The following is a 25,869-nucleotide window of genomic DNA, read 5'->3' as shown; positions in this document are numbered from 1 at the left end:
GCTGCTTGAAGGTCTATCCATAGACTCGTGGGCAATCCGCGGCGGATGGGCTGAAGAAGCAGTGGGATTTAAAACGTCCGGTTTGTTGCTGGTTGAACCAGGTCGGCGGGCATTCTCCCGTCGGTCGGAAAAACCACAGTGCATTGGAAGCCGGCCAGGTTCTTTCACCGTTAATCGACCGCCTTGCGAGCCTGATGTCGGCGTCTCTCGCTCTTTGATAGAAGTACCCTTTTTGCGTGGACTCAAACCCGCCGGGACTTTGAAATACCATATCCCGAATGCTGCGGATATTGTTGAAATCCAGGCAGTTGCCGAGCACCCGGTTCACCCCGACATTGCCGACCATCAGCATGCCCAGGTCTCCCTCAGATTCCGCTTCCGCTCTCATAAGCCGTGCCAATAGCCTGGTTTGCTCCGAATTGGTTTTGATGACAGCCAAAGGTCCATCCTCCTTGCTTCGATGTTTTCCTCTACAGTGTATGTGCATCCGCCCAGTTGGTGACCAGAAAAATTGCGCTTCTTGTCCTTTCATGCGGCTCATTTACAAGCATTTGACAAAGTTGTCCGTTCCGCAGGAAAGCTTTACATTCGTCTGATTTCCCGTTAACAACGCCTCTCTATACTGGGTAAGGAAAGTCCACATCATTATAAAGTGAGGTCGAACCAGGCTGATGGAAAAAGACATGACGCTACCAAATCCTCCCCGATCCCGCGCCCATGCCGGGGCCATCCCGCTGAAATCGCTGCGCGTTTCCCGCTGGAAAGAACGACTGCTGGCCTATTGCTTCCTGGCTCCTTCTCTTATCGTTTTCGGCATCTTCCTGTTTTACCCCCTTGGTAAATCCGTCTACCTGAGCTTGTTTTTGACGGATCCGCAGGGCCGGATTGCCGAATTCGTCGGAATCGACAATTTCAAGGCCGTGTTGAGCTCGGACCAGTTCTATAACAGCCTGTGGGTAACCGTAAAATACATCCTTTTCACCGTGCCGACCGGCGCCGCGGCGGCCCTGCTGCTTGCCTCCTTGTCCCACCAGAAGCTTAGAGGCATGAAGATCTTCCGTTTCATCTTTTCTCTGCCGATGGCCGTCTCGGTCGGAACAGGCTCTGTCATCTGGATGATTCTGTACCACCCGACCCTCAGCATTCTGAATTACGGGCTCAGCTTTCTCGGCATTCCGGCGATCCAATGGCTGACCGATCCGAAGTGGGCCCTGCCTTCGATCGCGATTATGACCGTCTGGCTGAACCTCGGCTTTAACTACATCGTGCTGCTGAGCGGCCTGCAGGGCGTTCCGGACGACCTGTACGAAAGCGCCAAGATCGACGGCTCCGGATCGGTGCGAACGTTCTTCCGGATCTCGCTGCCGCTGATCTCTCCATCCCTCTTCTTCGTTGGGGTCGTGTCGGTCATCAGCGCATTCCAATCCTTTGCCCAAATCAACATTTTGACCAAAGGCGGCCCGATGAACAGCACGGACGTGCTCGTGTATAACATTTATCAGGATGCATTCATCAACTATCGCTTCGGCAGCGGCAGTGCGCAGGCGCTGATCCTGTTCGTCTTGATCACGGCGCTGACGATTCTGCAGTTTAAATTCGGCGAAAAGAAGGTGCATTACCAATGACCCTTAGCAGAATCCACCAGCCGCTGCTGTACCTTCTCCTGATCCTGGCGTCTCTGGCGATTTTGTTTCCGCTGCTGTACACGCTATCGTCGGCCTTTATGAGCAGTGCAGAATCGGCGGCGTACCCGCCCAGGCTGCTTCCGTCGGGACTGCATTTCGCCAACTTCGTTCAGGTGTTCCAGACCATTCCGGTGGCCCGGTTCATCGGCAACAGCTTCGTCGTCGCCACGGCCATCATGCTCGGCCAGCTGATGACGGCCAGCCTGGCGGCGTATGCCTTCGCGTTCTTGCGCTTTCCCGGCAAGGCGCTGCTGTTCTCCCTGTTTCTGTCGACGATGATGATTCCATGGGAAGTCACGATGATTCCCAATTATTTGACCGTACGCAGCTGGCATTGGGTCGATACGTATCAAGGCTTGATCGTTCCCTTTATCGCTTCGGCGTTCGGCACGTTCCTGCTCAGACAGTACTTTTTGCAGCTGCCGAAAGAACTGTTCGAGGCGGCAAAAATGGACGGCTGCGGCCATCTCCGCATCTTTTCCCGGTTAGTGCTGCCTTTGTCGGCGCCGGCCCTGGCGACCCTTGCCGTCTATTCCTTTCTAACGAATTGGAGCAATTATTTGTGGCCTCTGCTCATTACAAACAAGGAAAGCATGCGGACCGTACAGATCGGCATCGGCATGCTGCAGTTTGAGGAGGTCACTGCCTGGAACGTCGTCATGGCCGGCATCGTGGTGCTTCTGCTGCCGTCCCTCCTGCTCCTGATCATCGGTCTGAAGCCGTTAGTGCGGGGAATTACGGCAGGTGCGCTCAAAGGCTAGTGGCATGAGGAAAACGTCTATCGACGCACATTCAGTCCATTTACACTCAATGAACCGGATCGTTGTTATAAGCCGGTTGGCGTTCCGGCCGGCTTATAATTTCCGATATATTAATTAACGATTTCAAAAAGGGAGAGATTGTTGAAGATGAAACCATTCGGCAAGAAATCACTCGCCATGATGCTGCTGTCCTGCATGATGCTGATTACGGCGGCATGCGGAACATCCAGCGGCGGCCAAGCTTCCGGGGAAGATACGGCAAATGCCGCTGCTTCCGCATCCGGCGGCAGCAGTCCTGTAAAAGTGGTCTGGTGGCATTCCATGAGCGGAGATGTGGGAAAAGCGGCACAGCAGCTGGTGGATGAATTTAACGCTTCTCATAAAGATATCGTCGTTCAAGCGGAATACCAGGGGACGTACGACGAGAGCCAGAACAAGCTCAAAGCTTCGCTCGGCTCGGACAGCGGTCCTTCCCTGATTCAGGTGTACGAGATCGGAAGCCGCTTCATGATCGACACCAAGGCGATTACACCCGTACAGCAGTTCATTGATGCGGACCAATTTGACATTTCCAGCCTCGAACCGAACATTTTGAACTATTACAAATTTGACAATAAGCTGTACTCTATGCCGTTTAACACGTCCAACCCGATTTTGTACTACAACAAAGATGCGTTCAAAGCAGCCGGACTGGACCCTGAGAAGCCGCCGGCCACGTACGCCGAAGTGGCGGAAGCGGCGAAGAAGCTGACCAAGCAGGGACAAGCCGGCGGTTCCTTCGCGATCTACGGCTGGTTTATGGAGCAGCTGCTGGCCAATCAGGGCGCAGAGCTCCTGAACAACGGCAACGGCAGAACGAGTATGGCCACCGCCTCGCAGCTGAACAGTGACGCGGCCGTCAAGACGCTTGATTGGTGGAAGCAAATGGTGGACGACAAGTCGCTCTTGAACCTCGGTCGCAAGACGGATGATACGTCCAAAGCATTTGCCGCCGGCCAAATCGCCATGACGCTCGATTCCACGGCTTCGCTGCGCAGCATCGTTAAGGCTGCTGGTAATAAGTTTGAAGTCGGCACCGCCTTCCTGCCGAAGCCGGACGCCGCAACGAAAGGCGGAGTCATTGTCGGCGGGGCGAGCAACTGGATCCTGAACAATCGGCCGGAAGCCGAACAAAAAGCAGCCTGGGAGTTCATCAAATTTCTGGCCGAGCCGAAATCTCAAGCGGAATGGCATATCAATACCGGCTACTTCCCGATCACGACCAAAGCTTATGACGAACAGAACGTGAAAGACAACATGAAGCAGTACCCGCAGTTCCAGACGGCCGTAGATCAGCTGCATCAAACCGAACCAAGCCTCGCTACCCAAGGCGCGGTGATGGGTGTGTTCCCCGAAGCGCGTCAGCTGACAGAAACGGCAATCGAGGAAGTGCTTAACAACAAGAAAACGTCCAAGCAGGCATTGGATGATGCCGCCAAAGAAATTACGAGCAAGATCGAGGAATATAACAAAACGGTTGTCCATTAAGGTCAACTAATAGCTTGAACCCTTAGCATGACCCTCTTATGTTGGCGAAGACAACGCTTATAGCAGCAACAAACAGAAAAAGCCGGAAGTTCTCTTCTCGAGAACTCCGGCTTTCGTTTTGTCTTTTGAAGGAATTAGTGTCCGCAAGCCGTTATAGGGAGATCGGCGGCATCGTCTTGCCTGTTTCCAAAAAGGTTTTGAGATTGCTGAGGATCGCCGGCCAGCCGTTGTTATACCCTTCAAAGGTTCGTTCCTCATCAACAAAGTCGCTGTCCAGCAAGTTCTCGTGCCGGAGGATCAGCTTCACGACCGAACCCATGGGCTGCAGCTCGAAGGTGACAACGCCCGGGCTGTTCCGTGGCGTGCTGTCCCCTTTATAGGTCCAAGTAAAAGACAGCTGTTTGGGCGCATCGCAGGACAGTACCTCACCATAATCCGTTACCTCGCCGCCCCGCAGATAGTTCACAGCTGATCCGACTGTCCACTCGGATTCCACCCGTGTTCCGAAAAAGTATTTTTCGGTCAGGTCGCCATCAGTCAACGCTTGCCAAAGGTTTTCGGGCGTCGCAGCAATATAGGTGACATAAACAAAGGAGCGCTTGTCCATTTGGTTCATTTCCTCCCTCTTCTCATGGATTGCGGAGCTTGTATCATCATAGACAGCAGACATAGGCAAGTCAAGTAAAGCCGCTGCGGGATAGCCATACACCAAAAAGCCCCGTTCCCAATGATTTGGAAACCGGGGCTTTCCTATGATGCAAAGACGCGGATAACCGTAATTAATCGCCGACGACCGACGAGTTCGTCAAGGCATCCACTTCGGCCGAGATTCCTTTGGCCAAACGGCGGATGGCCTCCCGGTCGACCGCCTGGTCATAAATTCGCAGAACGGGCTCCTGAACTTCTCTGATTGTGGCCAGCAGGGCGATCGCTTCCTTCATCGAGCGGGAGTAGCGCCCGCGAATTTCGGCGATCTGATCCTCATACTGTTCGTCGGTTCCTGCCGTAATCGCCAGCTCGTAAACATCGAGAATTTCGTCGCCCTCACGGCTCGGAAAATGCTCATGGGGCGCCGTGCTGTCAAAGATCGCCAGGCTCTGCTGCGGAAAAATAATCATGTCCAGGCTGTTCGGATCAAAGCCGCAGTGATAGATTTCCGTGTCGACCCCTCGCTCCTCCGCCGCTTTGGCAAGGCGTTTAAACAGCGTCGATTTGCCGGAACCCGGGCGGCCTTTGACGAAGACGCGCTTCTTGAGGCCATCCGTTAAATTCAGAACATAATCGACAGCCCCTTCACAGGTAGCCGCTCCAAGGAAGCGGTGAACGGCATGGGCACGTCTTGGCCGGATCGGAACGAGATGTTCTTCCGCCCACTCTTCGGCAAGCCGGTCCATGACGGCCCGATCCAGATTCTGGATATAGAAGGCTTCCCATTCATCATGGATCCGCAGCGTTTTTTGGAACGTATCGTAGGCTTCGCTGTAGAGCGCGCTCGTTTGCCGTTCGGCTTCTTCCATTTCGCCGGCATGCTCGTTCAGCAGCTCCGTGGAAATCGCATCCTCCAGATCGATCATGCGGATTTCGGTTCCTTCGAGAACCGGATCGGCGCTCCAGGCGTTGCCGTCGACAACCCCGATGCCGATATCCTTCAGGATGAGGCCTTCCAGCCAGTCTCGGTTCAACGGATGATGAATATAGTGAAGGCTCCAGCCCTTTTGGCTCCATGCTTCCGCAAGCTCCGAGAGAAATGCCGAGACCGCCGTCCCTGCCCGGCCCTGCAGTACGAAGACCGTATCCAAGCCGCTCAGCACCGAATCAAACAGCGTATATAAACCGTCCGCCGTATTTCCTCTCGCAAAATAATGCTTCACTTGATCCGCCATACGGGTCAACACTCCTTTGTCGTCCGAAAATGTTTACATCCTATGTTATGCATGGCGGCAGATCTGTGTGAATGCCTAGGGAAAACAGGTTAAGGCTTCGCGGTTCTCCAGTAGTCATAAGCGTGAACAACATTTCCGGAATAGGACGGCGAGTCGGCCAGCAGCTCAGGCAACTTCGCGAGTTCTTCCTCCATGTAGGCGGATCCTTCCTCGGCAAAAGTAATATGGTTCCCTTCCCCGCTGTCCTTCATTTCGACAGAGATGAGAATCGGCTTGCCAAGCTCATTGGCAAAGGCGATCTCTTCTTTGGAGACGGCTGCGATCCCATTCGTTCCTCCCGCCGTATCGCGGAATGCCATCAGGGATACAAAATCCATCTTGTCGATCATCCACTTGCTGATGGATTCATCCGTGCCGGGGACCTTGTATTTGTCCAGCCAAACGGCCAAATCCATGCTGGCCTGCAGATTCGAATCCTTTTTGATTTCCTGGACAAAAGCGCTCAAATTCCCTGTCCATTCCTCAAGGAGGTGGTCCGGATCCTTTCTCCATTCCGGCAGCACGTACGGCTCGATATCCAGATGGATACCGTGGAAACGCTCGTCCCCTGCCACCTCCTGGTTATATTTCTTCACATAATTCACCAGTTTCATCATCTTCGGCCGGCTCTCCGTCAGTGCCCAAATCGGGTGACCGCCCATGGCGTGAACTTCGATGCCAGCCGCCGAGGCTTCCTTCACAAACGAACGATACGCTTCGACCGGCTGCTGAAGGTCCAGGCGGACGAACAGCCAGTTCAGCTTCTTCTCCTTGGCAAATTCGATAATTTCCTGGCCGTGTTCCATGACCTGATTGGCTTCCCATACGTATGTACCTCGCACCTGCTTATCCCTGTCAACGGGATCAGGGTCCGGCACTTGGCCGTCTGAAGGTGTCTCAGGTTCCGGATCTGGATTAGGTGCGGGATCCGGTTTGGTGCCTCCCGGCTCTCCGCCGTCCGGCATGTTCTCCCAGTTGCGGAAGTCGTGAATCGCGATGCCTCCATACGAGGTATAGGATTCCAGCGTGCCCGACAGCGATGCAAGCGATTGATCCATTTCGCTTTTACCGCTTCCGTAGAAGGACGTATGTTCCTCACCGGGCATTTGCTTCGTATTGACGGCCACGAGGACTTTGGTGCCGAGCCGCTGGGCGGATTCCATCTCGTCCCTGGCCAGTTCCACGATGCCGTGTTCCGAATCAACCGTATTGCGGTAAGCCAGAACCGTAACATGGTCAAACGACTTCATAAACCATTCGTTCAGCTTCTCGTCGCCCTGGCCCGGGACGGTATACCCGTCAAACCAGAACGGAAGATCGATCCCGAGGTCCAGCTCGGAGCCTGAAGCGTGCGCCGCATCCAGGAACGCTTGTATATTATTGATCCAGGTCCCGATGACCCCTTCCGGGTCGGTGCCCCATTCCGGAAGAACATAAGGTTCGATGTCCAGATGGATACCGTCGAACTGGGCGTCGGACGCTTCAGCGTTGTTGTAATCGTTTACCCAATCCACCAGGCCCACAAGCCGGTCACGGTGCTTGGTCTGTGCCCAACCCGGGTCACCACCGAGCGCATGCACGGCAATGCTGTCCGCATGAGCATTTTTTATGAAAGCTTCATATTCGCTTGCCGGCATGTCCCGATTAATCTGTAAGTAAATCAAGTTGATTCCTTGGTTTTGGGCAAAGTCAAGCAGGTCCTTCCCGCCATCCTCGATCAGCTCCGTCTGCCATACCCATGTGGCTTTGACCGGTCCGGACGGGGATGAAAACCCCATCAGCAGCCAAGCCGAAAGGCACATCAGCGCGGTCAGCAGGATTCGAGAACTTTTGACAATCATAATTTCCCTCCATTCCTATAGATCTCTAGCAGAACGGAGTAATTATAGCATTGATGTCGAAAAAAGAGATGAGCCCAAGTCCTTATTAGGCTGGGCTCACCTCGGGCAGCAGGTTTCCCGACTGCATAGAAGGAACTAAATTCTCCAGTTAATTTTTTCCTTTTACAAGGCTATAGAGAAAAATTGGAAAGGATTAGTACCTTTTGATTAGTCGAAAAGTTACGGTTCATATATCATTTTGCGGGTCATGCCCCCATCGACTACGAGGTGGGTCCCGGTTACAAAAGAATTGTCCGGATCTGCCAAATATAGACAGGCACGGGCGATATCATCCGGTTTACCTACTCGTCCCGCCGGATGCTGACTGTGGTCCTCCTCCCGCAGGGCGGAGTCACCCGTTTCGATCCATCCCGGGCTGATGCAGTTGACACGAATCCCGTCCGGCCCAAGGGAGACGGCCATCGCATGGGTCAAGGCCACGATCGCCCCTTTGGAGGCGGCATACGCCTCGGAATTAGGCTCTGACATGAGTGAACGGGTCGACGCCATGTTCACAACGGATCCATGATTCCCCTTCTCCTTCATGATCCGGGCCGCTTCCCTGGTCGCCAGGAAACAGCTGCGGACATTGGTGTTCAGTACGTCATCCCATTCGTCCACCGTCAGATCGTACGGTGACTTCCAGCGTGACACGCCGGCATTGTTGATCACGACGTCGAGTCTCCCGTATTCGTCCAGCGCCGTCTGCATCAGCCGCTTGATATCCGCTTCACTTCGCACGTCGCACGGGCAAAACACGGCTTGTCCCCCGTCCTGGCGGATGGAGGCGGCAGCTGCCGCACCTTTCTCCTCATGATGATCTCCCAGGACGACCAGCGCGCCATGCCGGGCAAAAGCCCGGGCAACCCCTTCTCCGATTCCCTGTGCCGCCCCGGTTACCACGACAACTTTTCCTTCGAATGACATGACCATTCCTCCTTTAGATCTAATCTCGATGTCTCTATTTAACCTTAACGCAGCCGGGGAATCAAGAAACGTCCGTGCTGCACACCGCCCGCGCAAATCAGAAAAAAAGCGCCTCCGGCAGAGCGATCTGCCGAAGACGCATCCATTCAATGCTTTGGATTCGTGTTCCGAAACTATGGGTTCATCCTCCGAAAAGCGCTGGGGGTGCCTTCTTCTCCGGATACGCGCATGTAGCGCTGAAATCCCAGGTATCTCGTTCCCTGGAAGGTAAGACGGCCTGCGTCGCCCTCGGCGCATAAACCGTACTGTTCGCCGCTGACCGCAAATTCCATCCGGTCGCCGCTCTCCACTTCGAAAGTAAGGTAATAGGTCGTTTTCGTATAGCTGGATAGATGGTCATTGGTATCTTGATGCTGATGATGGCTGACCTGACTGCGTTTGCTGACAATCCGGGAATCCACGGTGAGCACGGGCTGCTTGTTGTTGCGCCCCCACTGCAGAATACCTTTTCCGGCAGACAGTACAATAATTCCGATAACAACGACAAAAAAGATCGGCATGACCTTTCCGAAGAAATCGAACATCCAGAAAGACGTATCTCCCATGCTCTTCCCCCTTCCATCCACCAGCTTCAAGCTTCACAGTGACACGCATAGCATGGTCATTAACAGTATATGCGTCCATTTGAAGAACTTGATGCCAATCTTACGGGATCAGAGCACTTTCCATGTAATTCCCCCATCAATCGTCTGAAGGAGCCGCGATCGCATTTCGTCATTTTTCATAACGAGCATCCAGCCGACTCGCTGGGAGCTGAACTGCAGCTTACCGACTTCGGGATATTCCTTTAATATGCTGGTCAGCACGCGGCTTGCGGGCAGCGGCATCCACGTCTTCCCTTGGTCTTCGGTGTGATACACCAGATTGCCGACCAGAGCCCAGCCTTGTGTAGAATTAATAAATGAAGGCCGGAGCGACTGGTTTACGCCCTTATTCCAACCCAGGTTAAAAGGGGCAAAAGTCCAGGTCTGGCCTTGGTCCGTCGTGAAAAAGCCGTTGTACTTAGCTGAATCGCCGACCTGGCAGCCGACCGGAATCCAGCCTTCCGTATTTGACGTATCGAAAAATTCCGGGCTTGACGGAATAAATCCGCTGCAGGACGCCAGCTTGTCCCGGTTAAAAAACGCCGGTCCTTCACTCCACTCGCTGCCCCCATCCTGTGTACGGTACAGCTTCGGCACCCCAAGCTCCTGAATCATCGCAAAGCCTTTTGCCGGGCTGGTAAAGGTCATGCCCATCGCATAGCCGAGCGGCGGAATAGCACCTTGCGTCGATGTCTGATTGCTGCTGATATAATTATGCATCACCATTTTCCATTTGGCTCCGCCGTCTTCGGTTTTATACAGCTTTTTATCCTGTTTGCCTGTCGATGATTCCGCGGTCAGCATAATCCAGCCGACATGATTGGAATCGAAAAAGATCGAGGTCACCTTGTTCTTGTCCGGGATGGAGGCCACTTTCCAGGAACCGCCTCCGTCCGACGTATGCAGCACGATCGTCTCCGACGTGCCGGAAGCGCTGCGGACCACCCAGCCGTTCATCCGGTCCTTGAAATACAGGTCTCTTCCATATTTTAAATTGTCGGGAAATTGTACATTGGAAGCCGGCGAGATGTTGACCCACGTTTTTCCGTTGTCTTCCGTGAGGTACATCCGCAGTTCATTTCTCGTCAGTCCCCACGCGATACCCGTCGTCCCGCTTAGGAGCTGGAAGTCCGTCAAGCGAGTCTGTATCTGGTATTGGGATGGATCTTCCGCAGCGGCCTTGGCTGATTCTGTCGGGACCACGGTCAGTGTTTGCCCCAGCTCCGCAGGCTCGGGATTCGGGACAGGTACAGACGCGGGTTCTTCCTTCTCTGATGTGCAGGCAGAGAGCAATAAACAGAACAGGAGACCCATGCCCGTCCATTGTTTCCACCGTTTCATTCTCATTCCTCCTTCGCTGAGGACCCTTACACTCAAGTCATCTTCTAAAATAAATATTATAACATAAAGAGGTGCTCACGCCAGTCGGATACAACTGGTATGCAATGGTACACAAAAATACCCGGCATCCTCATAAAGGACACCGGGTATTGTTTACTGGTATGAGCGCAATGGATCAGCGAACCACTTTCACGCGTTCTTCGATCGGCTGGAAGTCCTTGTCCCCCGCCGGGGCCGTCGGTTTGCCGAAAGGCATTTGGGCGATCAGCTTCCAGGATTCGGGAAGGTTCCATTCGCCGCGGACGCGCTCGTCGATCAGCGGGTTGTAATGCTGAAGCGAAGCGCCGAAGCCTTCAAGCTCAAGCGCCGTCCAAACGATCAGCTGCACCATCCCCGAGGTTTGATTGGACCATATCGGGAAGTTTTCGCTGTAGGCGGCGAATTGGTCCTGAAATTTGCGGACGACGTCCATGTCTTCATAGAATAAAACGGTGCCGTAGCCGCTGCGGAACGAACCGATCTTTTGCTCGGTCGATTTGAACGCCTCCGGATTGTTGACGACCTCTCGCAAAATATCTTCCGTAATATCCCACAAGCGGTCATGATTGGACCCGAGCAGAACGACCGCGCGGGAGGTTTGGGAATTGAACGAGGAAGGCGCATGCTTGACCGCGTCCTCCACGATTTCCTGAATACGCTCATCGGTGGTCACGTTCTGTTTGCTGATGGTATAGATGGAACGTCTTCTTTTCAGTGCTTCGATAAAATCCTTGGGCATCGCTCTTTCTTACCTCCATGTTATATATCTGGCGACAATGTGCCTGGACCAAGGAAAATGAACTTTGGCCGTTACCGGTTAACTTTCCCAGCCGGCTTTTTTAATATGCGGACCCACTGGGATTGTTTGCATCAAAAAGGCAGGCCCATCCGCTGATATCACGAATGGACCTGCCTGTTAGTTACACGTTGTTCAATGCTTCAGTTCAATGGTACGCTTCATAACCGCTGCCCCCCGGTCGACCCGGATCTGGATTTCTGCTGCCTGCGGATTTCCTCATTTTGCTCTTTGGTGCGCGGAGACATGATACGTCCACCTTTTCGTTGACTTAGATACCGGGTTGTCAATTTGCTGGCCATCGGCGACAAACTCAAAAAGCCTTAGGGCTGATTCAGCTCGGAAAGGCGTTAGATCCCCTCCCGCTCCTCAGCCGCAAGGCTTTTTCGTAAGCAGTGATAAACTGCTAAGAATTATCGTTTCACCCAGGCCCGCTCCAGGTTCATTTCCTGGATACATTCCTCCGTGTCGTGCGTGTCGTTGTCGATGAGCGGCGTGACCGCATATGCATGCATCTCTTCCGCCGAATGCGTACGCAGAATCGGATCCAGCGCGTCCAGATCCATCGTACTTTCATCCAGCCAGCGCTCCATGTCACCGGGAGACAGAATCGCCGGCATCCGGGCGTCGAATTCACCGATCAGCGGATTGGCATCCGTCATGACCAAAGTGCAGGTGCGCAGCGGCTCTCCACGCGTATCCCGCCAAATTTCATACAATCCGGCCACCCCGAACATGCTGCGGTTTTTCATCACTACACGGACGGGATAGGACTTCTTGCCTTCTCTCTTCCAGTAGTAAAATCCGTTGCAGGGGATCACGCAACGCTGCTTGTCCACCATTTTCCGGTAGCTGGGGTTCTGGTGCACATTCCGGAGGTCCGCATTGATCGCGTCTTTTCCCCAATAGGGGATAAAGCCCCAGCGGAATTCATCCAGAATCCGCGCCCCGTCCTGCTGGAGCACCACCGGCATATGCTGCGTCGGACTGATGTTGTAGCGATTTTTATAGTAATACATCACCCGTTCGATTTGAAAATGCTCCTGAACCTCCGGCAGCTCGGCGGCCATTGAAAAACGTTGACACATGAAGCATCAGCCTCCCTTTACCCCGTATTGTTTGCCATTGGAGGGAAATTATTCATGTGCCTGCCGCTTGTACAAACAAAAAAACGGCCCCTTCGCGGAGGGAACCGTTCTGACGCTTGGTTACTCGGAAAACACTGCCGGAGTCTCGGTCAGGTTCTCGTGTGATTATTTTCTTCCTCGTCTTTCTTATGAAGCAGCCGCTCCGCGACCGCCTGGAAGCTTTCGGGCTGAAGCAGCTCCATCGGCGAATCGCCCGAGCTCTATAGATTACGCGTGATCAGCTGGTCCCGTTTAGGCCCCACGGATACGTATTTTACTTTCACCCGTGCGGTCACTTCGATGATCTCGATATATCGCTTCGCCGCCTCAGGCAGCTCTTCAAAGGAACGAATGCCGGTAATGTCACAGTTCCAGCCCTTGTGATGCTGCAGAACCGGCTTGGCCTCATCCAGCTTCGCGCTCACTGGAAACTGGTCGGTCACCGTCCCGTCAGCCAGCTGATATCCGATGCATACAGGGATTTGGTCCAGGTACCCGAGCACGTCCAGGTTGGTTAACGCGATCTCGGTAGCTCCCTGAATCATGCAGCCATAGCGGGTTGCTACCGCATCGAACCAGCCCACTCGTCTCGGACGTCCGGTTAATACGCCGTATTCGCCCGCATCGCCACCCCGCCGGCGCAGCTCCTCGGCTTCTTCGCCTGCCAGCTCGGTCACGAACGGGCCGGCACCGACGCAGCTCGAATAAGCTTTGACCACCGCCACCACTTGGGATATGGCATACGGCGGCAGGCCGGCACCAACCGGCGCGAATCCTGCTAACGTTGAGGAGGACGTGGAGAACGGGTAAATGCCGTGATCCGGGTCCCGCAGCGCTCCCAGCTGTCCTTCCAGCAAAATGCCTTCCCCTTTGCGGTAGGCCTCATTCAGCATTTGGGCCGTATCACAAACGAACGGACGAATCTTCTCGCCCTGCTCCAGTAATGCTGGCATGAGATCCTCCGGAGTTAGAGGCTGATGACCATAAAGATGTGTCAGCAGAACATTTTTGGCTTCCAGCATCTGTTGCAGCCGGCGCCGAAGTCTTTCTTCATCGTACAGATCGGCCACCTGCACGCCGAGCTTGGCGTATTTATCGGCGTAAAACGGGGCAATCCCCTGCTTCGTCGATCCAAAGCTCCGTGCCCCCAAGCGTTCCTCTTCCAATTCATCCAGCAGCCGGTGAACCGGCAGGACGACCTGCGCCCGATCCGATATGGCCAGTTTCGGTTCGGGGACGCCTCTTGCCAGCAAAGCTTCCCGTTCGCTCACCAACACGTTCACGTCCAACGCCGTTCCAGTTCCAATCACGTTCGTCACATGCGGATAAAATACGCCGGAAGGCAGCATATGCAGTCCGAACTTCCCGTATTCGTTAATAATCGTGTGCCCGGCATTGCTTCCGCCCTGATATCTCACCACGTAAGATGATTTGGCTGCCAGCACGTCCGTCATCTTGCCCTTTCCTTCATCGCCCCAGTTGGCTCCAACAATCGCTGTTACGGTCAATGATTTGGCCTCCTCTTGTTTTCCTTTACAGCGATCATTATAATTTGGATTGGTCACATAAGTAAAATTGATATTAATAATGATCTATATAAATTGAGGTAATGACGATGAATATTCAAATGGAATGGTACCGTGTTTTTTACTGGACGGCCAAGCTAGGCAGTTTGACAAAGGCGGCAGAGCAGCTGCATATTACCCAGCCTGCGGTCAGCCATACGTTAAAGCAATTGGAAGGTGCTCTGGGTGGAGCTTTATTTTTCCGGACAGCAAAAGGAGTCACGTTAACCGCAGAAGGCGAAGTGTTGTACAGCTATGTGGAACAGGCCATGCAGATGCTGGACATCGGGGAGAAAAAGATGGCCGAGATGCAAAGTCTGCTGCTTGGGGAAATCCATATTGGAGCGAGCGACACCTTGTGCAAACACTACCTGCTGCCATGCCTCGAACAGTTCCACCAGCAGTATCCGGACATCCGGGTGCATGTCACGAACCGGACGACGCCAGAGACGATCACCTTGTTAAAAGAAGGAAAAATCGACTTCGGGATCGTGAATCTGCCTGCGGACGACCCCAAAATCGATTTTCGGCCAAGCGCTCCCCAGCAGGACTGCCTTGTCGGGCATCCGAAGTATGCGGAACTGGCCCGGCAGCCGCTGCCTTTGGCGGAGCTTCACCAGTACCCGCTGCTGCTTCTGGAACCGGGTGGAAGTACGCGCCGATTTCTTGACAGCTACGCCGGGGCGCACGGCACGACCCTTCATCCGGAATTCGAGCTTGGCAGCCTCGATCTCTTAGTCCAGTTTGCCCAGAGCGGATTTGGGCTCACCTTCATTACGCGCCAATTCATCACCGAAGAGTTAGCCTCGGGCAAGCTGGTAGAAATCCCTTTGACACCTCCGATTCCACTTCGGCACATTGGGATTGCGACGCTCAAAAACGTTCCCCTCTCGGCTGCATCCAAACGGTTTATCGGCTTTTTGTCGTAGTTGAAAACCGGAATGCTGCCTGAGATACCGTTCACGGATGAGCAATGATGGATCCGCTCCCGGATTTAAGCATCCATCGATTCCCGCCGGAGCAGGCGAAATCCGAAATCGCGTCCGAACACGGGCGATAGCGCCTGCCACAGCATGCCGATCCCAGCCTCTATCCGTTCCATATTTTCGGAATCGCCGACATCCACCGGATCCAACCCGATGTCGCGGGACAACCGGGCAACCGTATCCTTTGCTTCGGCATCCTCCCCGCTGATATAAACGGTGGCATTGCCCTCCTCGTATCGGGGCTGGGCAAGCACTTCCCAAGTAAGGGTATGGTATGCCCGGACAACCCTGGCCTCCTGCGCCAGTCTACGCACTTCCTTATCTGCCGACTGCCCGTCGAAACGGATGGTGCAATTGATCAAAATTTTGCCGGTTAGAGCCCCGGCTTCCGCCAGCACCCTTTCCACTTGGTCCGCCATTACGGCCAGCAGAATGACTTCGCCAAAAGAAGCCGCTTCCTGCACGGTTCCTGCCTGTGCTTGAGGGCCGGCCTCCTGAAGCAGAGCTTGAATTCTCTCATGATGCGGATCCCGAGTGCCGAACATCACCTCATGCCCCTCTGCGGCCCATTTTTTCCCGAGCGTTCCACCCATGTGTCCCGTTCCGATCACACCTATTTTCATGGTCATTCTCCTTTGCGATGGATAGATTGAGGGGGAGCAAGCCCCTCTCTCAAGCATTCTAATCGCTGGAGCCGTCTCCAGCGCAAGTCATGACATCAACATTTTTAATCGGGTAACCTCTTGTCTTTTTCAAGGTTCAGCACCATCTTTTTGTTCCCTCAAGGGGTGGCACCCGGTATTATGTCATTTCCAACAACCTGGTGTCTAGGATCGAGTTAAAAGGTGGTATGAAGATCGTCACTTGGCAGGCGCACATCACACCGGGCATGAGACCTGTGGAGGAGCTATTTGCACAGCAGAAATTTACGGACGCAACCGGACCGTTACCTTGGAAGGATACGACCTATTTTTATTACCGCGAAGGCAGCATCGTGAACATCAATACGTATACGGCGGGACGTCTAGATCCGGATGGAAAGTTGAACAAGCTGGCATATAAGCTGACGCAAGACGGGGAGATTCGGGAGCAGTCCGGAACTCTTACTCTGAAGCTCCCTGACGAGGTCCGGACAGATGTGAAGAAATGATCGATGTGCACTGAACTCACCCATTCTGCCGAATTTCAGCCCGGTTGGGCTGGTTTAAGTGCTCCCACTGTCCGTTCACAGAGCAGAGAAAAGGCTGGAACAACTGAGCGATCACACGTGAATCCCTAAACGGAATTCCAGTTAATGTATGGTATACTGTGTTAAAAACGAAACGGGGCGGCCGATTGATGACAGTATATATTGCACTGCTGCGGGGCATTAACGTTGGCGGACATAATCTGGTGAAAATGACCGAGCTCAAGAAAATGTTCGAGGACATGGGCTTCCACGATGTCAAAACGTATATTCAAAGCGGGAACGTCTTGTTTAAAAGCGATGAAGAGCCGCATGGACTGAAGTCCAAAATGGAGCAGTTTTTGGAAAAGGCGATCGGCAAGCCGGTATCGGTCGCCCTGAAATCTGCGGAGGAAATGCAACAGATCATCGCGGGATGTCCATATGACGCCTCTGCTTTGGGCGAAGGTGAAAGCATCCATGTCTCCATTCGCACCTCACAGCCCAGCCAGGAAGCGCTGGACAAGCTGGCAGCCTTAGACAAAGGCGGAGATGACTTCCACACCGTCGGCGATGTCGTATACCTGATGCTTCGGCAAAGTATCCGGGACTCCAAGCTTGCCGCGAATTTGTCCAAGGCTGACGCTCCGGCTACGTCGCGAAACTGGAATACGATGAATAAGCTGAACGAGCTGGCCAAAACGTTGTAAGCAGCCAACTGCCCGTCCAATGGAAATCTATCTAACGAAGAAACTATCACGCCGGAAACACCCCGCTTGACCAAAAAAAGCAGGCAAAGGAACGTTCCCGTTCCTCTGCCTGCTTTTTCACGTCTTGTGACATAGACCCGGCAAGTAGTCTCGGCCCAGCCCATCTAATACAAAACGCACCGTTTACCCCTTTGTACCTCCCTGCAGCCCAAACCCTTTGGACATAAACTGCTGGGACAAAATATACAGCACGACTGACGGAAGCGCATAAAGGACGGAGAATGCCGCCAGCTTGCCGTAATCTGCCATGCCGTATTGGCCGAAAAACTGATACAGCTTGAGCGACGCCGGAAAGTTCTCCGGGGATTGCAGCAGGATATACGGGACGAAGAAGTTGCCCCAGCTTCCGGAGAACGTAAAGATGGCCACGGTGCAGATCCCGGGGATCATGAGCGGGGCTACAACCTTACGAATGCCGGTGAACACCGAGGCGCCGTCGACCCATGCGGCCTCCTCCATATCGTTCGGCACGGAATCCATAAAATTTTTCAGCATCCAAATGCCGTACGGCATCGAGGAAGCGACGTAGAATAGAATGACGCCAAAGATATTGTTGTACAGCTTCAGGCTGAGAAACAGCTGATACACGGGAACCATAACTGCCGTAATCGGCAGCGAAGTCATGAACAGAATGGTCAGCATAAACGGTTTCTTATACTTCATTTGATACCGGGACAGCGGATAGGCGGCCAGCAGACCGAGAATGACAACGATGACGGCTTGGCCCAGAGACATCACAAGGCCGATCAGAAAGGCGCGCTGGTTCTCGCCGTTCGTGATCACGTCACCGTAATTAGCCCCCGTGAGCCGGGTTGGCATTTTGAGCGATTGCATCGCATTGGGATCGACGGACGCGACCAGCACCCACAGCAGCGGAAGCAAAAAGCAGATCCCGATGACGGTAAGGATCAAATACGGCAGAATACGGTAGATGAGATTGCGTTGTTTCGCGTTCATACGAAGTCTCCTTGTTTATTGCTCTTTCATCGAGCGGATGTAGAACAGGCTGAGCACGATGCCCAACAGGAGGAGCAGCAGCGATATGGCCGTGCCGTACCCGAGCTGGTAATTGACGAAGGCCTGGTTGTACATAAAAATCGGCAGCGTCGTCGTCGACGTTCCCGGTCCCCCGCCCGTCATCGCATAGATCAGGCCAAAGACGCCCAGCGTCTGCAGTGTGACGAGCATCATATTGGTCAGAATGGTGTCTTTTATGTAAGGAATGGTGATCCGGAACAAGATTTGCAGCCGGGAGGCGCCGTCGACGACGGCCGCTTCTTCGATCTCCGTCGGCACGTCGTCGAGTGCAGCCTGGAATACCAGCATCGAAAAGGCGGTGCCGTGCCAAATGTTCGCTAAAATGATGGTCAGCATCGGTACGGTATAAAGCCAGGTCACATCGGAGATCCCGACGAAGGAGAGAATGGCATTCAGCGTCCCTTCATCGCCGAAAAAGCTGTATAAACACAGCGCGCAGACGATTTCCGGCGTGACCCATCCAGCCAATACGATCGTGCCGATGACCCGGCGAAACAGCCGGTTTTTGTGCTTCATCAAGAGCGCAATGATAAATCCGAGCACCTGCTGGCCGATGACAGCCGAGCCAATCAGGAAGATCAGCGTGTTCCAAATGCTCACCCGGACCGTGGGGTCATGGAACATGCGGGCATAGTTGTCGAAGCCGACGAATTTCAGTTCCTTGGCCGCTTCCCCCGTCAACGCCAGGTTGGTGAATGAATAGAAAAACGTTAACAGGATCGGATAAATGAAAAACACGAGCATGATCGCGATTGAAGGAAGCAGGAAGTAGAGCCATGTATACGACTTCCTTTTTTTGTACACGGAAGATACGGTTAAACTGCTCATCCAGGTTACGTCTCCTTCCCCTAAGCTGAAAATAAAACCGCTTGCCCACGCGCTTTTCCCGACGGAAGCTGCAGCATGAGCAAGCTTTGATACGTTACTTCTCTACGATATGGTCCTCTCCGACAATCCGGGTTACGTCCTGCGCGTATTTCTTCGCAGCATCCGCAGGAGAGGTTCCGGTGGCGACGCTCTCGACCATCGTCTGGATCTGCGTGGACACTTCCGGATATTTGTCCTGCGCCGGTCTGAATTCGGCGTGCTGCAGGTATTCGGTAGCGATACCGTTAAACGGCTGAGCCGTATATTCGGGATCCTTGGCGACGTCCGCACGGACGGTAATGTTGCCGGAAGCGATGACCAGCTTTTTCGTGTTGTCCTTGTTCAAAGCGTACTTAATGAAGTCCCATGCTTCGTCCTTATGCTGCGCGTTGCTCGGGATCGACAGCGCCCATCCGCCGGCGAGCGTGATGGAACCCGGATCCTGGCCTTTGCTGGTCGGCATCGGGGCAAAGCCCAGCACGTCTTTATACTCCGGCCAAGGCGCTGCTCCGGTATCAAAGTAGTTGCCGGTAATCCACGATCCGTCGAGCGAAATCGCCAGCTTGCCTTTCGGCAAATATTCGCGGGACGCGGTGTTGCCCGCCTGGCCGTTCAGCACTTTGGACAGCGGAGGTCCGAGCTTCTCCTTGTTGACCGTCTGGATGAAAGTCAATGCGTCGATGATGCCTTGGCTTTTGATGATCCATTTGCTGGTATCGTTGTCATAGAGACGCTCCCCGGTGCCGTACAGCAGCATTTCGTACGTTTGCATCGAGGTGGCTTCCCCTGTCGCCTTGCCCATGTTCATCCAGATCGGCACGACATCCTTCGTTTTCTCTTTGATCGTCCGGGCCGCGTTCAGCACGTCGTCCCACGTTTTCGGCTGCCAGTCCTCGGGAAGTCCCGCCTGTTTGAAAATTTCCTTGTTGTACCACAGTCCCCGCGAATCGGTGTTGTACGGTACTCCGTATACCTTGCCGTCGCTGGCCGTAACCCCTTTTTTCATCGCCTCGATAAAGGAGCCGTTCGTCCAGTCCTCCCAAGCCTTGACCTTATCATCCAGCGGTTCCAGGTAACCGGCGCTGGCATCGGAATTGAGGATAAACGTATCCTCCGTAACGATATCCGGAGCGGTATCCTTGGACTTCAGCGCCAGAGCGACCTTGGCAAAATAATCTCCCTCGGATGCCTGGATCGGCGTCGGCTTGATTTCCACATCCTTGTTCGGATACGATTCGGACAGCTCTTTCAGCCATTTGTAGAACGTGCCCTTCTCCCCGATTCCGTCGTCCCGGTAAGTGATCGATATCGTCGTTTTCGTCTTGGCGGTTCCTTCACCTGAAGAATCCGTATTGCCGGTGGTCGTGGTCGTCGTCGTGTCCGTCCCCGGCTCCGCCGTCTTCGTACCGCCGCTGCCGCTTGAGCAGCCTGCCATCGCCACCGTTAACGCGCAGAAGAGCGCGGTGGATCCGAGCAGCCATTTCTTTTTCCCTTTGACCATACTTGCCCCTCCTTTTTGATGTAAAGCCTTGGGATCTCTGCCTTGAAGCCTTGGAGTAAAGCGCTTTACTATGTATGTGTATTAGCATTTCAGGTTTTCATAACAACATATTTTGGGGTTGGCCGGACAGAACCATTTCACTTACAGAACACCTGCAAATCTCTTCGATCTCCGCTTTCAACAAACCAATCCGCTGCAGAATCAACAAATTCAACACCTTCTCCCATTTCCGCGTATTGCACACCCGCTGTACGAATCATTGATTGCCGCCAAATGTAAGCGCTATCTATAATGGACATGAATTTTAGTTGACATTTCAAAAAGAGGAGGATGGAAAAGCGGAGTTTACGGGAATAGCATCCCAATTCAAATTTGAGGAGGCTGCAAATGAAGCGTTATCTGGCACTCTTGTTATGCTTGGTATGGGCTTTATCGATGTACCCGCTGCAATCGCCGACGGCACGGGCTGATAACTCCCTGCTCCCGGCCTTTCCGGGCGCTGAAGGGTTCGGTTATGCGACTGCGGGCGGCCGCGGCGGGGAAGTTTATCATGTCACGAGCTACGAGCTCACAGGCCCGGGCACCTTTCATGATGCGCTGATGACAGCCGGCGATACGCCGCGCACGATCGTTTTTGACATCTCCGGCGAGATTACGATCCCTCAAATCGTCGTGAAGGATAAATCCCATATTACGATCGCCGGTCAGACGGCATCCGGGGATGGTGTAACGATCCGGGGAAACAATATCCGGTTCATCGATTCCCACGATATCGTCATCCGCTATTTGCGTTTTCGCATGGGCGACCTAAGCTTTAACGACGATACGATGTATTTTGAAAACTGCCAGAATGTGATCATCGACCACTCCAGTTTTTCGTGGGGCACGGACGAAGTGTTGTCCATCAAGAGCAAGAACTACGAAAATCCGCTGTCCAAAAATATCACCGTCCAATGGTCCGTCATCTCCGAAGGCCTGCTCACCCACTCGATGGGCGGCCTGATCGAGATGAATACGATCACGATGCACCATAACCTCTATGCCCACAATAACGACCGGAACCCGAAAACGAAGGGCCAAATCGACTTTGTGAACAACATCGTCTACAATTGGGGCGACTTTCCGTATGTGGCGGGCGGCGAATCCGGGACCAAGGGCTACGGTAACGTGGTCGGGAATTATTTTATTGCCGGCAAAAATTCCGCCGCTCCCGAATACGCCGTCGTTCGCGGTAATGAGAATTATCAGGTGTATCTCGAAAACAACCGGATCGACAGCAACAAAGACGGTGTGCTGAACGGCAAAGATGCCGGAACCGGTATCGTCGAGGCGGAGAGGCCGAGCGTTGTCGTATCTGAACGTTTTGAGTACCCGCTGGTTCATACGGAGGCTCCGGAACAAGCTTATGATCATATCTTGCATTACGCCGGCTCGTCCCTTGTCAGGGATGCGGTAGATACACGCGTGATCAACAGTGTCCGCAATCAGACGGGCGTGATCATCGGTGACGAGGATGATGTGGGAGGTTTTCCTCCTTTGAAGCAAGGTACGGCACCTGCCGATGCCGATCAGGACGGAATGCCCGATGAATGGGAGCTCGCGCATGATCTCAATCCGGCCAACCCGGCAGACCGAAACGGCGATTTTGACGGGGATGGCTACACGAACCTGGAAGCCTATTTGAACGAACTGGCGGCTCCCGGCTTCCCTGCCAGCTATCCGATGTCGCCTCCCGCATGGTCCGGCCCACCGTTTATTCCGCCGGCAGAGCCTGCCGAACCGGACCCCGATCCGGTGCCTGCGCCGAGCATGGACGGTAAATCGGTCCGCAATGTCATCATCAATGACAACAGCAGCAGCGGAAGCGCCAATGCGGCGAACTGGTCGGTTCAGGATGACCTCCAGCCTGGAGACATCGTATTCGGCGACCGGATGACCGGCAGCAGCAGCAAGATTTATAAGTTTGATTCCGTCCCGGAGCATTTGAAGGGCCTAGAGTGGATCCGCTCGGCCGTAGGCTCCAGAAGCTCGACGAGCAGCGATCTGGTCTCCTTCTATTTGGCGGCGGACGCAGATGTGTATGTCGCGTACGATTCGAGGATAACGACGGAGCCTGATTGGCTGACCGCAAACTACGAGGTGACGGGCGAGACGATCGCAGACAGTCAGCCGGTGGAGTATAAGCTCTACAAAAAGCGTTACCCCGCAGGCTCTCATGTCATTATGGGAGCGAATAATAACACGTCGAAATGCCCTTATTTTGTGATATTGAAACCGGCGAATCCGGAAATGAAGCCGCCTGCGGACGCCCCCTCCCGTCTGGCAGGTGAGCCGGCTGGCGGTGCCGGCGTATCGCTGCATTGGATTCCCGTAGATGGATCGAGTGCGTATCTCATCTACCGCTCCTCATCCAAGGATCCGGTGTCCAGAGCTGTTGCAAGCACCCCTGCGGCTGGTTACGAGGACACCGCTGTTGAACAGGGAGTCACGTATACTTACAGCGTTTCCGCATTAAATGCCGGCGGCGAATCTCCACTCTCCGCAGCCGCGGAAGTGCTTAACTTCGACGCTTCGCAACCGGCGCCTTCGGCTCCGTCCGATCTTCGCATCACGGTTGCGAGAAGCCTGTCCGTCGAGCTGGAATGGAAGCCGGTGGCGGGTGCGATGAGCTACAGCGTCTACAGAGCCGGAACGGACGGCAATTACAGCAAAATCGGCACTGCTGCTGCCGTCGCTTACACCGATAAAGCGGTAAGTCCTTCTCACGACTATACCTACAAAGTAACGGCGACTGGAATAGGCGGCGAGTCCGCGGCGTCGGGCGTCGCTGCAGCAACAACAGCAGCACCGGTTCTTCTGCCTGAAGTGCCTGCAGGGCTGGCTGCTGGATCGGCTTCGGCTTCGGCGTTCGAAATCAGCTGGGAGCCAGCGGCCGGCGCGGAGAACTATAACATCTACAGGAAAGCGGATGACGAGGAGTCTTTTGCCAAGATGGACAGCATAACTTCGACACACTACATCGATGACAGCATCAGCGTAAGCAGTACAGGTTATACCTACAAAATATCCGCTGTCAACGAAATGGGTGAGACGGATCAGACAGATGGGCTGCGGATCGCCATGCCCGTACCGGCAGCCCCTTCCGATCTCACAGTGGGCCTGGTGGGCGACACTTTTGTCGGACTCATCTGGACATCCCAAAATGGTGAGACCCAAACCAACGTGTACAGGGAAAGCGGCGGCGAGGTCGTCAACCTCGGGTATGCCAAGGTTCATACGTATTATGACCGCACGGCCGAGCCGGGTGTGGAATACACCTATTACCTCAAGGCGGAGAACGGCGCCGGAGAATCCGCAGTGTCCAACCGCGTGACGGTCACGCCCGGGTTAATGACGGTGCTGGAGAATTATACGGAGCAGTTCAAGGCGACAGGCGACCTCAAAGGCCCCCTCGCCCCGCAGCTGACAAACAGCCTGAAGCAAGTCAAACATCATTTAGAGCAGGGCTCGAAGAAGCAGGCGGCATCCTTTTTAGAGAAGTACTTGGAGCAGCTCGGCAAAGAGAATACGCAGGCGTATCTTTCTTCCGAGGCTTCATTCACTTTGAATTATTATGCAACATCGTTCCTTGAGCGGCTTGAGAAGAAGTAATGGTTGTTGAAGTCGTAAGCAAGCCGGTTGCGATCGATTGCGTGATATGGTACACATCCAACAGCTTCTCTATGGAGAGGCTGTTTGGCCTGGTGTGAGAAGCGATACGGGATCAACAAAAAGACTGCCCTTACCCGGGCAGCCTCCTATCTCGAAGTTATATTTTATCCACATGCAGCAGCTTGATTTGCTTGACCTCGTACGTATTCTCCAGCCTCTCTTCCGGGATAACACGCAGGCGGACCAGACTGGAAATTTTCGATCCGTCGGCTTTGGACATCAGCCGCCACAAATCCGGGTCCGGCAGCGCTTCGTACAGCTTCTGGTCGTCGTATTCCTTGCGGATTTGCGATACCAGCTTCACCTTATAGGCTCCAATCTCCAGCTGATCCGCCTGCTGCGTTTCACAATAGGCGGTAATTTCTTCGCGAAGCTGCTTAAGCTCCTGCTCCGTTTCTCTCTGCCGCTGCTTCAGCAGGTAATACTTGTCAACGATCTTGTCCATCTTCCCACTCCCTTCTACCTACACCATATGTGTGCTGAAGCGGTTTTAGGATCGATTTTGCATCGCGGACGCGCCCATGGTACTGTGGGAATATCATACAAACGGGGAACGGATAAATATCCCATTTATTTGTATTGTTACTATGAAAATGGAAGGATGGCTCATCATATGCCCAAACTGGATTACATGCTGTCGCTGCTGTGGCTTTTGCGGTCGAGGGGTAAAATGACGGCGGAACAATTGGCCGAAGCGTTGGAAGTCAGCGTCCGCACCGTCTACCGGTACATCGACCTCCTATGCCAGAGCGGCGTTCCGGTCGTCGCGGAACCGGGTCATGGGGGCGGATTCACGCTTCCGGACTCCTTTCGGGAGTCGCCGCTGTTTTTTGACACCAATGAACTGAAAGCGATGACTCACAGCGCGCGGATCGCTTCCCAGGCAGGGTATCCGTTTGCAGACGCTCTGGAACATGCTCTCGATAAAATCAGCCACCGGCTGAATGAGGACCAAGGAGAAGAATTAAGGCGACATCAGGCCGGGCTGGAAGCCGTCCCCTATTCAACAAGCCGGGAGATTAAGCGGTTACTTTCCGACCTTGAAGAAGCGGCCGCCCATTCCCGTGTGTGCTGCATTCAATATGCCAACACGACTGGAGATGCCGAGCGAATGCGCCGCATCCACCCCTACCGCCTGGCTTACCGGACGAACCGCTGGTATATCGCCGCTTACTGTGAGCTGCGGGGTTCTGTCCGAATGTTTCGCGTCGACCGGATCGAACAGCTGAAGGTAACGGATGAAACGTTTGAGAAGCCGGAAGATGTTTCGTTTACTGATCTGGCCAGGGATACTTTGGCCGGTCATTCGAAAACGGACCCATCCTGGGTTACGGTGCGAATTGGCGGCGATTCGGACGTATTGGAGTCCATCGGGAATCAATATTTCGTACAGCCTTTTCTGACCGAACACACGGACCGGGAGCTTCGATTCGAAATGCCGCTCTCCGTGATGCTGACCTACATGCCCCACCTTCTTCTTTCCTTCGGTAAGCTCGTATCTGTGCTGGAACCATCCCTGCTGGGAGAACGGATCGCTGAACTCTGTCACGAAATTGCCGAACATCATACAAGCCCTAAACTTCCCTGACAATCTAGCTGTCAGGGAAGTTGTCGTAT

General features: G+C 53.9%; 23 protein-coding genes. 8 read left to right on the top strand and 15 right to left on the bottom strand.

Annotated features, from left to right (window positions below; translation table 11 throughout):
- Nucleotides 1–13: 13 nt before the first annotated feature.
- The gene (locus tag ABID47_RS05005) at nucleotides 14–439 is read right to left on the bottom strand and encodes a cell wall hydrolase (protein WP_145024455.1); all 426 of its coding nucleotides are present in this window, start codon (nucleotides 437–439) and stop codon (nucleotides 14–16) included.
- A 244-nt stretch (nucleotides 440–683) separates the two neighbouring features.
- Between ABID47_RS05005 and ABID47_RS05000 the strand changes: the two genes are divergently transcribed.
- The 3 genes from ABID47_RS05000 (at nucleotide 684) to ABID47_RS04990 (ending at nucleotide 3,973) form a co-directional block, all read left to right on the top strand.
- Entirely contained in the window at nucleotides 684–1,625 is a 942-nt protein-coding gene (locus ABID47_RS05000; protein ID WP_354495129.1) for a carbohydrate ABC transporter permease, read from the top strand.
- Entirely contained in the window at nucleotides 1,622–2,446 is an 825-nt protein-coding gene (locus tag ABID47_RS04995) for a carbohydrate ABC transporter permease (protein WP_354495128.1), read from the top strand. Before ABID47_RS05000 ends, ABID47_RS04995 begins: the two co-directional genes overlap by 4 nt.
- A gap of 147 nt (nucleotides 2,447–2,593) precedes the next feature.
- Entirely contained in the window at nucleotides 2,594–3,973 is a 1,380-nt protein-coding gene (locus tag ABID47_RS04990) for an ABC transporter substrate-binding protein (protein ID WP_354495127.1), read from the top strand.
- Between the two features lie 151 nt (nucleotides 3,974–4,124).
- Here the strand turns inward: ABID47_RS04990 and ABID47_RS04985 are convergent, their stop codons facing one another.
- The 9 genes from ABID47_RS04985 to ABID47_RS04945 all read right to left on the bottom strand — a co-directional run bounded on the left by ABID47_RS04985 (nucleotide 4,125) and on the right by ABID47_RS04945 (nucleotide 14,157).
- A complete protein-coding gene (locus ABID47_RS04985) occupies nucleotides 4,125–4,580 on the bottom strand; it encodes an SRPBCC family protein (protein ID WP_354495126.1) in 456 nt (151 codons plus the stop codon).
- A 172-nt stretch (nucleotides 4,581–4,752) separates the two neighbouring features.
- A complete protein-coding gene (locus tag ABID47_RS04980; RefSeq protein ID WP_354495125.1) occupies nucleotides 4,753–5,856 on the bottom strand; it encodes a hypothetical protein in 1,104 nt (367 codons plus the stop codon).
- 89 nt (nucleotides 5,857–5,945) lie between these two features.
- A complete protein-coding gene (locus tag ABID47_RS04975; protein WP_354495124.1) occupies nucleotides 5,946–7,736 on the bottom strand; it encodes a glycoside hydrolase family 10 protein in 1,791 nt (596 codons plus the stop codon).
- A gap of 219 nt (nucleotides 7,737–7,955) precedes the next feature.
- Nucleotides 7,956–8,702 (bottom strand): SDR family NAD(P)-dependent oxidoreductase, encoded by a 747-nt coding sequence (locus tag ABID47_RS04970; protein ID WP_354495123.1) that lies wholly within the window; start codon nucleotides 8,700–8,702, stop codon nucleotides 7,956–7,958.
- A gap of 173 nt (nucleotides 8,703–8,875) precedes the next feature.
- Nucleotides 8,876–9,307: a DUF2500 domain-containing protein gene (locus tag ABID47_RS04965; RefSeq protein WP_354495122.1), complete on the bottom strand. Its 432-nt coding sequence runs from the start codon at nucleotides 9,305–9,307 to the stop codon at nucleotides 8,876–8,878.
- 108 nt (nucleotides 9,308–9,415) lie between these two features.
- Nucleotides 9,416–10,687 (bottom strand): WD40/YVTN/BNR-like repeat-containing protein, encoded by a 1,272-nt coding sequence (locus ABID47_RS04960; protein WP_354495121.1) that lies wholly within the window; start codon nucleotides 10,685–10,687, stop codon nucleotides 9,416–9,418.
- A gap of 175 nt (nucleotides 10,688–10,862) precedes the next feature.
- The gene (locus ABID47_RS04955; protein WP_145947847.1) at nucleotides 10,863–11,465 is read right to left on the bottom strand and encodes a nitroreductase family protein; all 603 of its coding nucleotides are present in this window, start codon (nucleotides 11,463–11,465) and stop codon (nucleotides 10,863–10,865) included.
- Nucleotides 11,466–11,935: 470 nt separating this feature from the next.
- Complete coding sequence (locus ABID47_RS04950; RefSeq protein ID WP_105442337.1) at nucleotides 11,936–12,610, bottom strand: SOS response-associated peptidase; 675 nt, start codon at nucleotides 12,608–12,610, stop codon at nucleotides 11,936–11,938.
- Between the two features lie 260 nt (nucleotides 12,611–12,870).
- Complete coding sequence (locus tag ABID47_RS04945) at nucleotides 12,871–14,157, bottom strand: adenylosuccinate synthase (RefSeq protein ID WP_354495120.1); 1,287 nt, start codon at nucleotides 14,155–14,157, stop codon at nucleotides 12,871–12,873.
- Nucleotides 14,158–14,264: 107 nt separating this feature from the next.
- On the opposite strand from ABID47_RS04945, the gene ABID47_RS04940 reads away from it, so the two are divergent.
- Nucleotides 14,265–15,143 carry a LysR family transcriptional regulator gene (locus ABID47_RS04940; RefSeq protein WP_354495119.1) on the top strand — a complete coding sequence of 293 codons (879 nt, stop codon included), beginning with the start codon at nucleotides 14,265–14,267 and terminating at the stop codon, nucleotides 15,141–15,143.
- 65 nt (nucleotides 15,144–15,208) lie between these two features.
- Here the strand turns inward: ABID47_RS04940 and ABID47_RS04935 are convergent, their stop codons facing one another.
- Nucleotides 15,209–15,823: an NADPH-dependent F420 reductase gene (locus ABID47_RS04935; protein ID WP_435530586.1), complete on the bottom strand. Its 615-nt coding sequence runs from the start codon at nucleotides 15,821–15,823 to the stop codon at nucleotides 15,209–15,211.
- Nucleotides 15,824–16,050: 227 nt separating this feature from the next.
- On the opposite strand from ABID47_RS04935, the gene ABID47_RS04930 reads away from it, so the two are divergent.
- The gene (locus ABID47_RS04930; protein WP_354495117.1) at nucleotides 16,051–16,350 is read left to right on the top strand and encodes a hypothetical protein; all 300 of its coding nucleotides are present in this window, start codon (nucleotides 16,051–16,053) and stop codon (nucleotides 16,348–16,350) included.
- 188 nt (nucleotides 16,351–16,538) lie between these two features.
- Nucleotides 16,539–17,075 (top strand): DUF1697 domain-containing protein, encoded by a 537-nt coding sequence (locus ABID47_RS04925; RefSeq protein WP_116229977.1) that lies wholly within the window; start codon nucleotides 16,539–16,541, stop codon nucleotides 17,073–17,075.
- A 183-nt stretch (nucleotides 17,076–17,258) separates the two neighbouring features.
- Here the strand turns inward: ABID47_RS04925 and ABID47_RS04920 are convergent, their stop codons facing one another.
- From ABID47_RS04920 to ABID47_RS04910, 3 genes are all read right to left on the bottom strand, one after another.
- Entirely contained in the window at nucleotides 17,259–18,092 is an 834-nt protein-coding gene (locus tag ABID47_RS04920) for a carbohydrate ABC transporter permease (RefSeq protein WP_354495116.1), read from the bottom strand.
- A 15-nt stretch (nucleotides 18,093–18,107) separates the two neighbouring features.
- Nucleotides 18,108–19,001 carry a carbohydrate ABC transporter permease gene (locus tag ABID47_RS04915; protein WP_251676634.1) on the bottom strand — a complete coding sequence of 298 codons (894 nt, stop codon included), beginning with the start codon at nucleotides 18,999–19,001 and terminating at the stop codon, nucleotides 18,108–18,110.
- A 94-nt stretch (nucleotides 19,002–19,095) separates the two neighbouring features.
- Complete coding sequence (locus ABID47_RS04910; RefSeq protein WP_089547804.1) at nucleotides 19,096–20,541, bottom strand: ABC transporter substrate-binding protein; 1,446 nt, start codon at nucleotides 20,539–20,541, stop codon at nucleotides 19,096–19,098.
- Between the two features lie 387 nt (nucleotides 20,542–20,928).
- Between ABID47_RS04910 and ABID47_RS04905 the strand changes: the two genes are divergently transcribed.
- Complete coding sequence (locus ABID47_RS04905) at nucleotides 20,929–24,192, top strand: FIMAH domain-containing protein (protein ID WP_354495115.1); 3,264 nt, start codon at nucleotides 20,929–20,931, stop codon at nucleotides 24,190–24,192.
- A gap of 157 nt (nucleotides 24,193–24,349) precedes the next feature.
- On the opposite strand, the gene ABID47_RS04900 is transcribed toward ABID47_RS04905, so the two are convergent.
- Entirely contained in the window at nucleotides 24,350–24,697 is a 348-nt protein-coding gene (locus ABID47_RS04900; RefSeq protein WP_354495114.1) for a hypothetical protein, read from the bottom strand.
- 168 nt (nucleotides 24,698–24,865) lie between these two features.
- On the opposite strand from ABID47_RS04900, the gene ABID47_RS04895 reads away from it, so the two are divergent.
- Nucleotides 24,866–25,840, top strand: coding sequence for a helix-turn-helix transcriptional regulator (locus ABID47_RS04895; RefSeq protein WP_354495113.1), 975 nt, complete (start codon nucleotides 24,866–24,868; stop codon nucleotides 25,838–25,840).
- The last annotated feature ends 29 nt before the right edge of the window (nucleotides 25,841–25,869 follow it).

Origin of the sequence: Paenibacillus favisporus (assembly GCF_040545415.1) — a bacterium.
Lineage (GTDB): Bacteria > Bacillota > Bacilli > Paenibacillales > Paenibacillaceae > Paenibacillus_AQ > Paenibacillus_AQ favisporus.
The sequence above is the reverse complement of the archived record's forward strand: the minus strand, read 5'-3'. Positions and strand labels throughout refer to the sequence as shown.

What these genes read in the sequence shown, in the direction of transcription:
- ABID47_RS05000 (WP_354495129.1), top strand. Translation starts at nt 684, where the DNA reads ATGACGCTACCAAATCCTCCCCGATCCCGCGCCCATGCCGGGGCCATC.
- ABID47_RS04995 (WP_354495128.1), top strand. Translation starts at nt 1,622, where the DNA reads ATGACCCTTAGCAGAATCCACCAGCCGCTGCTGTACCTTCTCCTGATC.
- ABID47_RS04990 (WP_354495127.1), top strand. Translation starts at nt 2,594, where the DNA reads ATGAAACCATTCGGCAAGAAATCACTCGCCATGATGCTGCTGTCCTGC.
- ABID47_RS04985 (WP_354495126.1), bottom strand. Translation starts at nt 4,580, where the DNA reads ATGGACAAGCGCTCCTTTGTTTATGTCACCTATATTGCTGCGACGCCC.
- ABID47_RS04980 (WP_354495125.1), bottom strand. Translation starts at nt 5,856, where the DNA reads ATGGCGGATCAAGTGAAGCATTATTTTGCGAGAGGAAATACGGCGGAC.
- ABID47_RS04975 (WP_354495124.1), bottom strand. Translation starts at nt 7,736, where the DNA reads ATGATTGTCAAAAGTTCTCGAATCCTGCTGACCGCGCTGATGTGCCTT.
- ABID47_RS04970 (WP_354495123.1), bottom strand. Translation starts at nt 8,702, where the DNA reads ATGTCATTCGAAGGAAAAGTTGTCGTGGTAACCGGGGCGGCACAGGGA.
- ABID47_RS04965 (WP_354495122.1), bottom strand. Translation starts at nt 9,307, where the DNA reads ATGGGAGATACGTCTTTCTGGATGTTCGATTTCTTCGGAAAGGTCATG.
- ABID47_RS04960 (WP_354495121.1), bottom strand. Translation starts at nt 10,687, where the DNA reads ATGAAACGGTGGAAACAATGGACGGGCATGGGTCTCCTGTTCTGTTTA.
- ABID47_RS04955 (WP_145947847.1), bottom strand. Translation starts at nt 11,465, where the DNA reads ATGCCCAAGGATTTTATCGAAGCACTGAAAAGAAGACGTTCCATCTAT.
- ABID47_RS04950 (WP_105442337.1), bottom strand. Translation starts at nt 12,610, where the DNA reads ATGTGTCAACGTTTTTCAATGGCCGCCGAGCTGCCGGAGGTTCAGGAG.
- ABID47_RS04940 (WP_354495119.1), top strand. Translation starts at nt 14,265, where the DNA reads ATGAATATTCAAATGGAATGGTACCGTGTTTTTTACTGGACGGCCAAG.
- ABID47_RS04935 (WP_435530586.1), bottom strand. Translation starts at nt 15,823, where the DNA reads ATGAAAATAGGTGTGATCGGAACGGGACACATGGGTGGAACGCTCGGG.
- ABID47_RS04930 (WP_354495117.1), top strand. Translation starts at nt 16,051, where the DNA reads ATGAAGATCGTCACTTGGCAGGCGCACATCACACCGGGCATGAGACCT.
- ABID47_RS04925 (WP_116229977.1), top strand. Translation starts at nt 16,539, where the DNA reads ATGACAGTATATATTGCACTGCTGCGGGGCATTAACGTTGGCGGACAT.
- ABID47_RS04920 (WP_354495116.1), bottom strand. Translation starts at nt 18,092, where the DNA reads ATGAACGCGAAACAACGCAATCTCATCTACCGTATTCTGCCGTATTTG.
- ABID47_RS04915 (WP_251676634.1), bottom strand. Translation starts at nt 19,001, where the DNA reads ATGAGCAGTTTAACCGTATCTTCCGTGTACAAAAAAAGGAAGTCGTAT.
- ABID47_RS04910 (WP_089547804.1), bottom strand. Translation starts at nt 20,541, where the DNA reads ATGGTCAAAGGGAAAAAGAAATGGCTGCTCGGATCCACCGCGCTCTTC.
- ABID47_RS04905 (WP_354495115.1), top strand. Translation starts at nt 20,929, where the DNA reads ATGAAGCGTTATCTGGCACTCTTGTTATGCTTGGTATGGGCTTTATCG.
- ABID47_RS04900 (WP_354495114.1), bottom strand. Translation starts at nt 24,697, where the DNA reads ATGGACAAGATCGTTGACAAGTATTACCTGCTGAAGCAGCGGCAGAGA.
- ABID47_RS04895 (WP_354495113.1), top strand. Translation starts at nt 24,866, where the DNA reads ATGCCCAAACTGGATTACATGCTGTCGCTGCTGTGGCTTTTGCGGTCG.